General features: G+C 71.8%; 13 protein-coding genes. 9 read left to right on the forward strand and 4 right to left on the reverse strand.

The window, feature by feature from the left end:
- Window positions 1-7: 7 nt before the first annotated feature.
- Window positions 8-1,057, reverse strand: a complete 1,050-nt coding sequence (locus ACFPYL_RS09200; RefSeq protein WP_379153160.1) for an aldo/keto reductase — start codon at window positions 1,055-1,057, stop codon at window positions 8-10.
- A 74-nt stretch (window positions 1,058-1,131) separates the two neighbouring features.
- Between ACFPYL_RS09200 and ACFPYL_RS09205 the strand changes: the two genes are divergently transcribed.
- Together ACFPYL_RS09205 and ACFPYL_RS09210 are read left to right on the forward strand one after the other, a co-directional pair.
- Window positions 1,132-1,704, forward strand: coding sequence for a TetR/AcrR family transcriptional regulator (locus ACFPYL_RS09205; protein ID WP_379153162.1), 573 nt, complete (start codon window positions 1,132-1,134; stop codon window positions 1,702-1,704).
- A gap of 82 nt (window positions 1,705-1,786) precedes the next feature.
- Window positions 1,787-3,244 carry an MFS transporter gene (locus ACFPYL_RS09210; RefSeq protein WP_379153164.1) on the forward strand — a complete coding sequence of 486 codons (1,458 nt, stop codon included), beginning with the start codon at window positions 1,787-1,789 and terminating at the stop codon, window positions 3,242-3,244.
- A gap of 27 nt (window positions 3,245-3,271) precedes the next feature.
- On the opposite strand, the gene ACFPYL_RS09215 is transcribed toward ACFPYL_RS09210, so the two are convergent.
- Complete coding sequence (locus ACFPYL_RS09215; protein WP_379153166.1) at window positions 3,272-4,117, reverse strand: LysR family transcriptional regulator; 846 nt, start codon at window positions 4,115-4,117, stop codon at window positions 3,272-3,274.
- Between the two features lie 103 nt (window positions 4,118-4,220).
- Between ACFPYL_RS09215 and ACFPYL_RS09220 the strand changes: the two genes are divergently transcribed.
- Entirely contained in the window at window positions 4,221-4,946 is a 726-nt protein-coding gene (locus ACFPYL_RS09220) for an SDR family oxidoreductase (protein WP_379153168.1), read from the forward strand.
- A 3-nt stretch (window positions 4,947-4,949) separates the two neighbouring features.
- Here ACFPYL_RS09220 and ACFPYL_RS09225 read toward each other — a convergent pair whose 3' ends face one another.
- Window positions 4,950-5,282, reverse strand: coding sequence for a hypothetical protein (locus ACFPYL_RS09225; protein ID WP_379153170.1), 333 nt, complete (start codon window positions 5,280-5,282; stop codon window positions 4,950-4,952).
- A gap of 81 nt (window positions 5,283-5,363) precedes the next feature.
- On the opposite strand from ACFPYL_RS09225, the gene ACFPYL_RS09230 reads away from it, so the two are divergent.
- From ACFPYL_RS09230 to ACFPYL_RS09240, 3 genes are all read left to right on the forward strand, one after another.
- Entirely contained in the window at window positions 5,364-5,702 is a 339-nt protein-coding gene (locus tag ACFPYL_RS09230; RefSeq protein ID WP_379153172.1) for a hypothetical protein, read from the forward strand.
- 358 nt (window positions 5,703-6,060) lie between these two features.
- On the forward strand, window positions 6,061-6,360 hold the full coding sequence (locus tag ACFPYL_RS09235; protein ID WP_379153174.1) for a putative quinol monooxygenase: 300 nt from the start codon (window positions 6,061-6,063) through the stop codon (window positions 6,358-6,360).
- A gap of 40 nt (window positions 6,361-6,400) precedes the next feature.
- A complete protein-coding gene (locus ACFPYL_RS09240; protein ID WP_379153176.1) occupies window positions 6,401-7,153 on the forward strand; it encodes a helix-turn-helix domain-containing protein in 753 nt (250 codons plus the stop codon).
- 10 nt (window positions 7,154-7,163) lie between these two features.
- On the opposite strand, the gene yczR is transcribed toward ACFPYL_RS09240, so the two are convergent.
- The gene (yczR, locus tag ACFPYL_RS09245; RefSeq protein WP_379153178.1) at window positions 7,164-8,600 is read right to left on the reverse strand and encodes a MocR-like transcription factor YczR; all 1,437 of its coding nucleotides are present in this window, start codon (window positions 8,598-8,600) and stop codon (window positions 7,164-7,166) included.
- 61 nt (window positions 8,601-8,661) lie between these two features.
- Between yczR and yczE the strand changes: the two genes are divergently transcribed.
- The 3 genes from yczE to ACFPYL_RS09260 all read left to right on the forward strand — a co-directional run bounded on the left by yczE (window position 8,662) and on the right by ACFPYL_RS09260 (window position 11,734).
- On the forward strand, window positions 8,662-9,321 hold the full coding sequence (gene yczE / locus ACFPYL_RS09250; RefSeq protein WP_379153179.1) for a membrane protein YczE: 660 nt from the start codon (window positions 8,662-8,664) through the stop codon (window positions 9,319-9,321).
- 18 nt (window positions 9,322-9,339) lie between these two features.
- Window positions 9,340-10,437, forward strand: coding sequence for an NAD(P)H-binding protein (locus tag ACFPYL_RS09255; protein ID WP_379153181.1), 1,098 nt, complete (start codon window positions 9,340-9,342; stop codon window positions 10,435-10,437).
- Window positions 10,438-10,498: 61 nt separating this feature from the next.
- Window positions 10,499-11,734, forward strand: a complete 1,236-nt coding sequence (locus ACFPYL_RS09260; protein ID WP_379153183.1) for a toxic anion resistance protein — start codon at window positions 10,499-10,501, stop codon at window positions 11,732-11,734.
- Window positions 11,735-11,745: the final 11 nt, after the last annotated feature.

Consider the following 11,745-nt stretch of genomic DNA (forward strand, 5'->3'; position numbering starts at 1 on the left):
GTCTCGCTCAGCTGGCGACCATCTGCGGGATCCGGGACCGGATCGCGTCCAGCTCGCGCTCGTCGGAGATGCCCTGCCAGTCATGGCGTGGGGTGTACGGCGACTCGAGCGCGATCAGCTCGTCCTCGGTGAGCGTGAGATCGAGCGACGCGACCGCGTCGTCGATCTGCTGCGTGGTCGAGGCGCCGACGAGCGGCGCGGTCACGACGGGCTTGCTGTGCAGCCAGGCGAGGGCGACCTGAGCGCGCGAGACGCCGCGCTCGGCCGCGATCCTCCCCACGGCCTCGAGGATGGCGCGGTCGCTGCCCTCGGTCGCAGGCGTGTACAGCAGGTCGGCGTAGGCGCCGTCGGTCGTGGCCCGCGCGGTCGCCCGCGCGTCGTCGTACGCCCGCGCCAGTCGGCCCCGGGCGAGCGGGCTCCAGACGACCGTGCCGACGCCCTCGTCGAGGCAGAGCGGGATCATCTCGCGCTCCTCCTCGCGCGCGAGGAGGTTGTAGTGGTCCTGCATCGAGACGAAGCGCGCCCAGCCGTGCTCGCGCTGCAGGTGCAGCGCCTTCGCGAACTCGTAGGCCCGCATCGACGACGCACCGAGGTAGCGGACCTTGCCGCTCCTGACGACGTCGTGGAGCGCCTCGAGCGTCTCCTCCAGCGGGGTCGCCGGGTCGTTGCGATGGACCTGGTAGAGGTCGATGTAGTCGGTCCCGAGGCGACGCAGGCTGTGCTCGACCTCGGTCATGATCGCCTTGCGAGACAGCCCGCGACCGTTCGGGCCGGGCCGCATCGGGTGGCGCAGCTTGGTCGCGACCACGACGGCGTCGCGGTCGGCGTACTCGCGCAGCGCCTGGCCGAGGATCTCCTCGCTCGATCCCAGCGAGTAGAGATTGGCGGTGTCGAAGAAGTTGATCCCGGCCTCCAGCGCGTGCCGTACGAGCGGGAGGGCCCGGTCCGCGCCGAGGGACCAGGCGGGGTGGCCCCGATCGGGCTCACCGTAGGTCATCGCGCCGATCGCGACCGGGGAGACGTCCAGTCCGGTGGTGCCTAGCTTGGTGTAGTGCACGGGTGCCCCTATCGTTTGTGGAGAATTCTCCACTTCAACGTAGCGGAGAGGTCTCCACTTATCCAGGAGGTTCGGTGCGCGCTGACGCCCGCGACAACCGCGACCGCATCCTCGAGGCCGCCCGCCAGGCTTTCGCGGAGGACGGCGCCATGTCGATGAACCAGGTCGCGCAGCGTGCCGGCGTCGGCGCCGGCACGCTCTACCGCCACTACCCGACGCGCGAGTCGCTGGTGCTGGCGGTCTACCGGCACGAGGTCGAGCGGCTGGTCGAGACGGTGCCTGACCTCCTGGCGTCGCTGTCACCGGTCGAGGCGCTGCGCGTCTGGACCCTCGACCTCGTCGACGCCATGCGGCGCAAGCACGGACTGGGCGACGCGATCAGCGCAGGTGCCCACCAGTCCGTCGCCGAGCAGTCCTACGGTCCGGTCATCGGTGCCATCACCCAGCTCGTGGAGGCAGGCCAGCGCGAGGGCGCCGTCCGCGTCGACGCCGACCCGCGCGACTTCCTCGCCTTCACGGCGGCGCTCTGGCGGGCCGAGTCCGAGCCCGAGGACCGGGCGCCGGTGATGCTGGAGCTCGTCCTCGACGGTCTCAGGACCGGTCGAGCCCAGGCTGAAACCGCTCCGGGCAGCGTGAAACCCGGGTGAAGGTGGGCTGAAGGCGGCCGCTCCTAACGTCAGTGGTGCGTCGCCCGGCACCCCGGGCGCGCCGTACGACAAGGAGGTCGCCATGAGCACCGTCACCACCACTCCCACCCCGTCCCGCACGTACACGTCGCTGGGCGCCGCGTGGATCCCGCTGTCCGCGCTCTGCCTGGCGTTCTTCGTCGAGATGGTCGACAACACCCTGCTGTCGATCGCGCTGCCGACCATCGGCCGCGACCTGGGCAGCGGCACGACCGCGCTCCAGTGGGTCACCGGCGCGTACTCGCTCACCTTCGGTGGCCTCCTGCTCACCGCCGGCTCGATCGCCGATCGGTTCGGCCGCCGCCGCGTGCTCCAGATCGGACTCGCGGTCTTCGGTCTCCTGAGCCTGCTGGTCGTCTTCGTCAGCACCGCCGGCGAGCTGATCGGGCTGCGTGCCGGCCTCGGCATCGCCGCGGCCATGATGGCGCCGATCACGAACTCGCTGGTCTTCCGGCTCTTCGACGACCAGGCGCTGCGGATGCGCGCCATGACCGTGATGATCGTTGTCGGCATGTCCGGCTTCATCCTCGGACCGCTGCTCGGCGGCACCGCCCTCGCCCACGTCGACTGGCAGTGGTTGCTGCTGATCAACGCCCCGATCGCGCTGATCGCCTTTGTCGGCGTACGCCTCGGCGTCGCGGCCGACCACCCCGACGACCTGACCAAGGACCGCCTCGACCTGCCCGGCGCCGTGCTCAGCATCGCCACCATCGGCCTCGCCTGCTGGTCGCTCACCAGTGGCGTCGAGCACGGCTGGACCGCCGCCGTCACGCTCGCCTCGATGGTCGGCGCGGTGGTCGCCGGGATCGGGTTCGTGTGGCACGAGCGCCGCACCTCCGAGCCGATGCTCGACCTGCGCCTGTTCGCGAACGGCACCGTCCGCGGCGCGACCATCGCCCAGGTCGGCACGTCGATCGCGATGGCCAGCGTGATGTTCGGCCTGATCCTGCACTTCCAGTACGCCTGGGGCTGGAGCCCGGTGAAGGCCGGCCTCGCCAACCTCCCGATGATCGCGACCATGCTGCTCGCGACGCCGCTCTCCGAGGGCCTCGCGAAGCGCTTCGGCCACCGCATCGCCACGTTCATCGGCGCGCTCTGCCTGGCCGGCTCGCTGGCGGGCCTCGCCTGGGCCGTGCACCACAGCTACCTCGCGATCGCCGTCTGCATGGTCGTCATGACGATCGGCCTGCGCACCGTGATGACCATCTGCGCCGTCGCCCTCGTCGACGCGATGCCGGCCAACCGCACCTCGATCGGCACCGCGCTCAACGACACCGCCCAGGAGGTCGGCACCAGCGTCGGCACCGCCGTGGTCGGCACCCTGATCGCGGCCCTCGTCACCACCCACCTGCCCGCCGGGGTCTGGAGCAGCGACCTCGTCCAGTCGTTCTTCCACGGCGAGTCGATCACCTACGGCGTGCTGGCCGTCGTGGTCGGCCTGGTCGCCGGGTTCGGCGCCCTCACCCTCACCGACTCGCGTTCGGTGGAGGAGGCGCACTGAGCGACTACCCCGATTGTGCGCGCAGGGTCAGAGGCGGGCAGCGGTGCGCACCAGGCCGGCGACACCGGTCGAGGTGCTGTGGGGCGGCCAGGCGATGACGGTGGTGACCTGCGGCGCGTCGGAGAGAGGTACGACGGCCAGCCCGTCGCGCAGGGTGGCGCGGACCGACTCGGGCAGCACGATCGCCGTACGCCCGAGCCGGACCAGCTGGAGGATCTGGGTCAGGTCGCGCAGCTCCGGCCCGGGGCCGTCGGGGTAGGAGCCGTCGAGGTTCGGCCACCGCGGGACCGGGAGGTCGGGGAGGGAGGTCGCCTCGGCCACGGTCATCGAGGTCCGGGTGCTCGACGGGTGGCCGGCGGGCAGGATCAGCACCTGATCCTCGACCAGCAGGGGGTCCACGTCGAAGCCACTCGTGTCGTCGAACGGCCGGTGCAGGATCGCGACGTCGGCCCGGCCGTCGCGCAGCATCGCGGCCTGGTGGCCCGGCGGGCTCAGCACGACCTCGACGTCGACGGCGTCCGGCTCGGCGGCGTAGGCGTCGAGCAGCTTGACCATCACCTCGCTGGAGGCTCCGGCCTTGGCGGTGAGCACGACCGAGGGCCGTCCGGCGGCCTCGACGGTACGGCGGGTCCGCCGTTCCGCCGCCTCGACCGCGGCCAGCGCCACCCGTCCCTCGTGCAGCAGCGTCTCGCCCGCGCTGGTGAGCGTCACGCCCCGCGGCGTACGCACGAAGAGGTCGGCGCCGAGCCGTCGCTCGAGCTGGGCGATCGCCCGGGACAGGGGAGGCTGGGCGATGCCGAGCCGCTCGGCCGCGCGACCGACGTGCGACTCCTCGGCGACGGCGACGAAGTAGCGCAGCTCGCGGGTCTCCACCTGGTCGAGAGTACGCCGCTCACCTGGGGCGATACCCGTGCGGTATCGGACCCGACCCGATCGGTCTTGGAAAGGTGCGGGCGCGCCTGCCCACCATCGAGGCATGACAGAGAACAAGAGAACTGCACTGGTCACCGGCGCCAACAAGGGCATCGGCTACGAGATCGCCGCGGGGCTGGCCCGCCTCGGCTTCCGCGTCGGGGTCGGCGCCCGCGACGCGGGCCGCCGTGACGAGGCGGTGGCCAAGCTCCAGGCCGAGGGGCTCGACGTGTTCGGCGTACCGCTCGACGTGACCGACGACGCCAGCGTGGCCGCGGCGGCGACCCTGGTCGAGGCGGAGGGCGGGCTCGACGTGCTCGTCAACAACGCCGCCATCACCGGTGGGATGCCGCAGGAGCCGACCCAGGTCAGTGCCGCGCAGGTCCTGGAGGTCGTCGACACCAACGTCGTCGGCGTCATCCGGGTCACCAACGCGATGCTGCCGATGCTGCGCCGCGCGGCGTCGCCCCGGGTCGTCAACGTGTCGAGCACGGTCGGGTCGCTGACGCTGCAGACCGCCCAGGCCGACGCCGTCGGGCCGATCTCCGCGGCGTACTCGCCGAGCAAGACCTACCTCAACGCCGTCACCATCCAGTACGCCAAGGAGCTCGCCGGCACCGGCGTCCTGGTCAACGCCGGCTGCCCGGGCTACGTCGCGACCGACCTCAACAACTTCCAGGGGTTCCGTACGCCGGAGCAGGGTGCCGCGATCTTCCTCGAGCTGGCGACGCTGCCCGACGGCGGCCCGTCCGGCACCTTCCGCGACGACTCCGGGATCCAGCCCTGGTGAGCGTCAGAGCCTGAAGAGGGCCGCCACGATCAGCAGGGCGCGCGACACGGACTCCGGGTCGTGCAGGTCGCCGGGCTCCTCGAGGACCTGCCGCGACCGGCTCCGGATCGCGTCCCCCTGGTCGGGGGCGACCAGGTCGACGCACCTCGCCGAGACGACGGCGTCGGTGTCGTGCTCGTCGAGCCCGTCGAGCGCGAGCCCGTTGTGGAGCAGGGTGGCGGCCTCGAGGAACACCTCACGCGCGAGCTCGAGGTCGACCTCCGGCCGCTCCCGGGCGACCTCCTCGGCCACCCGCAGGAGCTTGTCGTACGGCGGCGCGACGATCGCGGGATCCATGGCGACAGTCTCGTGACCGGTGCCCGTCGTACCAACGGGTTTTTGTGCAGCGCCCCACCGGCCCGGTCGTATCGTGGCCGCATGCCAGACGTGCCCGAGCACCCCATCGCCTACACGGCTCTCGAGCCGGGCACACCCGTGCAGACGGTGGACGGGGTGGAGTTCGCGACGGTCCAGGCCGTGCTCGTCGACGAGCAGGTGTCGGTCTTCGACGGCATCGTCGTCCGGACCGAGGCGGGCACCCGGTTCGTCGACGCCGACCAGGTCGGCACGATCTACACCACCCGCGTCGCCACGACGCTCACGGCTGAGCAGGCGGCGGGCCTGCCGGAGCCGGACGGGTCGAACCTGATCCACATCCGGCCACCGAGGTCGCTGGGCGACCGCATCGGCCGGATGTTCGGACGCGGCAGGCGTTAGGCGACCACGCGCGGCTGCCACCGGTGGTTGAGGAGGGCCGCCAACGATGACCGCACCCTGTGGGTTCGCTCGGCTTGGCCGTCGACAGGCTGGCCACGCGGGTAGGCGGTCTCGGGTCGACGTCTCCTCCCGGCCCGCGGGCGGCCGTCAGTGGATAGCGGGGAAGATTCGGTGCATGGGGTGGATCAGATCTTCCCGGCTATCCACGATCGGTGGTTGAGGTGCGAGCGGAGCGTGCCTCGAAGCCACCTCTTGTCCGTTGGCAGCGTGAACGTGTCTGACCGACGCGAGCAGGACAGGGGTCCGTCGCACCAGGATCGAGGAGTCCACGAAGCACGACCGACTCCCAGGAGATCCCATGTTCATCGCCGTACTCGACCTGCACACCACCCCCGCCGACCGGTCCGCCGCCCTGGCCCAGCTCGACGGCGAGCGTGACGAGATCCGCGCCATGCCGGGCAACGTCGCCTTCCGGGTGTACGCCGCCCGCGACGACGAGAGCGCCGTCACCGTCGTGCACGAGTGGGCCGACGAGCCGTCGTTCGCCGGCTACCTCTCCTCGGAGGCGTTCGCCCGCTCGGGAGCGGTGCTCCGCCCGCTGATGACCGAGCCGCCGGTCAGCCGCCGGTTCCGCGCCGATCTCGTCGAGACGGTCTGACCCCGGCACTGTCTAGGGTGAGCCCCGTGCGAGGCAGAGCGTGACCCGCGAGGCGTACGCCTTCGCCCGCGAGTTCGCCGCCGCGCCGCCGTCCGAGCTGTGCGTCGACCGGCACTACCTGCTGTGCGCTGCGCAGGGCGCGCTGCGTCTCGAGGCGCACGACAGGTCGTGGGTGCTGCCACCCGCGCGGGCCGCGCTGATCGCCGCCGGTGAGCCGATCCAGGTCGCGATCCCGCAGCCGGTGACGACCTCGTCCGTGCTTTTCGACACCGGCTTCGCCCCGGCCCCGCCCGCGCCGCTGACGGTCTTCGACCTCAGCCCGCTGGCGCGGGCACTGGTCTCGGAGTGCGTCGCCTGGCCGGACGCGGCGGAACCGCTCCCGCCGTACGCCCGCAGCATCTTCGGCGCCCTCGCCGCCGTGGCGTGGCAGCTCGCCCTGGAGCCCAGCCCGGTCACGGTGCCTGCCGGCCGGTCGCCCGAGCTGCGTCGGGCGCTCGCCCTCACCGAGGAACGCCTGGGCGAGGACGTCCGCTTCGACGACGTCGCCCGTGACGTCGGTCTGGCGCCCCGGTCGCTGGCCCGCCGGTTCGAGGACGAGTGCGACATGACCTGGCGTGCCGTGCTCCGCCGGATGCGGGTGCGCCGCGCCGTCGAGGAGCTCGCCGCCGGCGACGCCTCCGTCACGACCATCGCGCACACGGTCGGCTACACCTCGTTGTCGGCGTTCAACGCCGGATTCCGCGACCTCACCGGTCGGACGCCGACCGAGTACCGCGCGACGTTCCGGCCGTGACAGGTTGCCGTCAGGCCACCATCACCCGACCGGTGGGGCCGGGGCGACCCGACGGCTGCGACCGGACGACGGCCCACGCCTCGACGATGCGTCGTACGGCGTCGGTGAGCTCGTCCGCTGGGCGGGTCCAGGGGATCCGGACGAAACGGTCGAGGCCGCCCTCGGCCGCGAAGACCGGGCCGGGGGCGATGATGACGCCGCGACGCTCGGCCTCCGTGACCAGCGCCGTGCCGAAGGCACCGGGGAGCTGGCACCAGAGAGCGAGTCCGCCGGTCGGCCGGTGGAAGGTCCACTCCGGCAGGAGCGAGCCGACGGCGCCGACGAGCGCGTCGCGCTGGTCGCGGAGCCGCGCGCGGTTGGCGTCGAGGATCGCCGGGGCGTCGGCGAGCAGCCGCGCGAGCACGAGCTGCTCGAGCACCGGGGCGCCGAGGTCGAGGGAGACCCGAGCCTGGGTGAGCCGCTCCATCTGACCGCGCGGGGCCCGGATCCAGCCGAGCCGCAGGCCGCCCCAGAAGGACTTGCTGGCGCTGCCGATCGTGATCGTCTCGGGCGCGAAGGACGCGAACGGTCGCGGCATGTCCTGGCCCTCCAGCGCGAGCGCCTGGTGGGCCTCGTCGACGATCGCGACGGTGTGAGCGCGGCGCAGGTGCGCGGCGTACTCCTCGCGCTGTGCGTCGGTCATCAGGTGCCCGGTCGGGTTCTGGAAGTCCGGGATCAGGTAGGCCAGCTTCGGCGCCGTCTGCCGCACCACGGCGCCGACGGCGTCGAGGTCCCAGCCCTCCGGGTCGACCGGCGTCGGGGTGAGCCGGGCGCCGCCGTGACGGAGCGCGTCGGTCGCGTTGGGGTAGGTCGGGGACTCGACGAGCACCCGGTCGCCGGGGCTGGTGAACGCCTGCGCCACGATCGAGCCGGCCGAGAGTGCGCCCGTCGTCACCATCACCTGCTCCGGCGCGGTCGGCAGCCCGCGCGCGTCGTACGTCGCGGCGATCGCCCGCTGGAGCTCGGGGAGGCCGGCCGGGAAGTAGCCGTGTCCGCCGAGGTACGCCGGGAGGTCGGCAGCGGCGTCGGCGTACGCCTGGGCGATGCCGGGCGGGGCCGACGGCGCCGCGCAGTTGAGGTCGATCGCGTCGCCGTCGCCGGGCCGGGGGAGCAGGGCGCGGTCGTGGGCGCGGCTGCGTCCGCCCGGCACCCGGGTGAACGTGCCGGCGCCGCGCCGCGCGTCGGCGTAGCCCGCGTCGCGCAGCTCGGCGTACGCGCGGGTCACCGTGGTCCGGGAGACGCCCAGCGCGTCGGTCAGCTCGCGCTCGCTCGGCAGCCGGGTGTCGAGGGCGATCCGGCCGTCGCCGATGAGCAGGGTGAGCGCGTCGCGCAGGCCGGCGTACGCCGGGGAGCGGTCGAAGTCGCCGACGAGGGTGGCCACCCGGCCGGCGCTGATCGTGGTCGACATGCAGGCCACTCTTCCACGATTGGCTATTTCTGAGAAGGCCAATCACCCTCATGCTGGTCCCGTGACCACGATCGCCACCGCCCCGCCCGGACTGAGCGACCTCGGCCCGCTCCAGCAGCTGCGCACCGGGCGGCTGGGCCGCCGGCTCCCGCAGCTGTACGTCGGCCTGGTGGCGTACGGCGTCTCGCTGGCCCTGATGGTGCGCGGCGACCTCGGCCTGGCGCCGTGGGACGTGCTGCACTCCGGACTGATCCGCTACCTGCCGATCACGCTCGGCCAGGCGGTCGTGCTGATGAGCTTCGTGGTGCTGCTGCTCTGGATCCCGCTGCGCGAGAAGCCGGGTCTCGGCACCATCTCCAACGCCCTCGTCGTCGGCTTCTCCGCCGACGCCACGCTCGCGCTGCTGGCCGCGCCGGACCCGATGGCGGCGCGGGTCGCGCTGATGGTCGGGGGGATCGTGCTGTGCGGCTTCGCGAGCGCGCTCTACATCGGCGCCCAGCTGGGCCGCGGCCCGCGCGACGGGCTGATGACCGGGATCGCGCGACGCAGCGGCCGCTCGATCCGCCTGGTGCGCACCGGCCTCGAGGTCACGGTCGTGCTGATCGGCCTGCTGCTCGGCGGCACCCTCGGCGTGGGGACCGTGCTCTACGCGCTCGCGATCGGCCCGCTGACGCAGCTCTGGCTGCCGGCCTGGACCATCCAGCCCACCAGCGCCGAGTGATCTGTATATGATCTATTCATGGCCTACAGCACGATCACGAACCTCGACGCCACCGCCGCCCAGCGGCACAGCCACGAGCTGCTCCAGCGGGTCCTGAGCGCCGAGTCGACGACGTACGTCACCGGTCCGACCGGGCGGGGCAACGGCGAGCGCGTGCTCGTCCTCGGCGGCACCGGCTACATCGGTCGGGCGCTCGTCCCCGAGCTCGCCCGCCGCGGCTACCGCCCGGCGGTGCTCTCGCGGACCGCGGAGGTGAAGAACGAGGAGGCGTACGCCGACGCCGAGGTGATCGTCGGCGACGCGACCAAGGCGGCCGACGTCGCCGCCGCCGTCGCCGCCGCGCCGACCGCCGTCGTCATCTCGCTGCTCAGCGGCCGCAAGCCCAACGACGCCGAGGACTGCCGGCAGGTCGACCACGAGGCGGTCGTGCACGGCATCCGGGCGGCCGTGGCCAACGACGTCCGGCAGTTCATCCACATCAGCGACTACGGCGTCTACCGTCCCGAGCTGATCCCGCAGGTCTACAAGATCCAGGTCGAGGGCGAGCTGATCGGCCAGCACCACGGCTACGTCCCGTGGACGATCATCCGCCCCACGGCGTACTTCCCCTACCTGTCCGTCGCGTTCGGCGACGTGAAGAACGGGCTGAAGTACCGCATCTACGACCACGGCGAGTGGAACGTCGTCAACCCGATCGCGCGCGAGGACCTGGCCGAGTTCATCGTCAACCAGGTGCTGAACGACGACGCGATCGGCCGGATCCTGCCCGTCGGCGGCCCGTGGACGGCCGACAACACGGTCACGCTCAAGGGCGCCGGTGAGCTGATGTTCGAGCTCAACGGCCGCACGCCCGACTGGGAGGTCATCACGATGGCCTCGTGGGACAAGAAGATCGGGCGGCTGACCCGGCTCAGCAGGCTGAGCAAGCAGCTCAAGCCCGTCGTGTTCTACCTCGAGGCCGCGAAGTACTGGTCGGTCGTCGACCACGTCGCGCCGGCGTACGGCACCCGGACGCTGAAGGGCTTCATGGAGAAGCTGGTCGACCGCGACTTCCCGACCGGCAGCTACCGCGAGCGGATGCGCTCCGGCACGAACGTGATGCCGACCGACATTTAGGAACCCGCACCCTGGGCGGATCTGACAGACTTCCGAGCACACCGATCGGGAGGGGACGGGCATGACGGACAACCAGGGCGAGGCCGCGGTCGCACCACTCGCGCCACCGGACGCATCCTTGACCCTGGTCGCGCCCGAGGCGCCCCCCGCGGTCACGACGACGCAGGCACCCCGGATGGCGCCCCAGGTCTCCGCGGAGGCGCTGCCCGAGCTCGACGCCAAGGTAGAGGGCTTCATGACCGCGCTGAGCGCGACGGCCGTGAACAGCCCCGAGTTCGCCAAGCAGGCCGAGAGCGTGCGCACGATGGGCGACGCCGACATCCGCAAGGCGGCCGAGACCTCCAACCGGATGCTCCAGCAGCCGGTGCGCGCGCTCAAGGAGGGCGGCATCGCCGAGGGCTCGGCCGTCGGCAAGACGCTGCTCGAGCTGCGGCGCACCGTCGAGGACCTCGACCCCAGCCAGGCGACCGGCGCGCGCAAGTGGCTCGACCTGCTGCCCTTCGGCGACAAGGTCACCGACTACTTCCGCAAGTACCAGTCCGCGCAGAGCCAGCTCAACGGCATCCTGCACAGCCTGCGCAACGGCCAGGACGAGCTGACCAAGGACAACGTCGCCCTCAACCTCGAGAAGACGAACCTCTGGGCGTCGATGGGCCGCCTCAACCAGTACGTGTACGTCGCGGAGCGGCTGGACACGAAGCTGTCGGCCAAGATCGCCGAGCTCGAGCTCTCCGACCCCGAGGCCGCGAAGACGCTGTCGCAGGACGTGCTCTTCTACGTCCGCCAGAAGCACCAGGACCTGCTCACCCAGCTGGCCGTGTCGATCCAGTCCTACCTGGCGATCGACATCATCATCAAGAACAACATCGAGCTCATCAAGGGCGTCGACCGGGCGTCGACGACGACCATCTCGGCGCTGCGTACGGCGGTCATCGTGGCGCAGGCGCTGGGCAACCAGAAGCTGGTGCTCGACCAGATCACGGCGCTCAACACGACCACCTCCGGAATGATCGAGCGCACGTCGGTGATGCTCCGCGACAACTCCGCGCAGATCCAGGACCAGGCCGCGTCGTCGAGCATCGGGATCGAGCAGCTGCAGGCGGCGTTCGCCAACATCTACGCGACCATGGACTCGATCGACGAGTTCAAGCTCAAGGCGCTGGACTCCATGTCGGCGACCATCGGCGTGCTCGAGACAGAGGTCGACAAGTCGAAGGCCTACCTCGACCGGGTGCAGGCCCACGACGCCCGCAACGCGGCCGGCACCCTGGACCTCTCCACGCTGCCGACCACCTGAGCCCGCCGACC

Source organism: Nocardioides hankookensis (assembly GCF_042658885.1).
GTDB lineage: Bacteria > Actinomycetota > Actinomycetes > Propionibacteriales > Nocardioidaceae > Nocardioides > Nocardioides hankookensis.

Coding starts and splice junctions, on each gene's coding strand:
- ACFPYL_RS09260 (WP_379153183.1), top strand. CDS start 10,499: ATGACGGACAACCAGGGCGAGGCCGCGGTCGCACCACTCGCGCCACCG.
- yczR (WP_379153178.1), bottom strand. CDS start 8,600: ATGTCGACCACGATCAGCGCCGGCCGGGTGGCCACCCTCGTCGGCGAC.
- ACFPYL_RS09220 (WP_379153168.1), top strand. CDS start 4,221: ATGACAGAGAACAAGAGAACTGCACTGGTCACCGGCGCCAACAAGGGC.
- ACFPYL_RS09235 (WP_379153174.1), top strand. CDS start 6,061: ATGTTCATCGCCGTACTCGACCTGCACACCACCCCCGCCGACCGGTCC.
- ACFPYL_RS09225 (WP_379153170.1), bottom strand. CDS start 5,282: ATGGATCCCGCGATCGTCGCGCCGCCGTACGACAAGCTCCTGCGGGTG.
- ACFPYL_RS09230 (WP_379153172.1), top strand. CDS start 5,364: ATGCCAGACGTGCCCGAGCACCCCATCGCCTACACGGCTCTCGAGCCG.
- ACFPYL_RS09255 (WP_379153181.1), top strand. CDS start 9,340: ATGGCCTACAGCACGATCACGAACCTCGACGCCACCGCCGCCCAGCGG.
- ACFPYL_RS09210 (WP_379153164.1), top strand. CDS start 1,787: ATGAGCACCGTCACCACCACTCCCACCCCGTCCCGCACGTACACGTCG.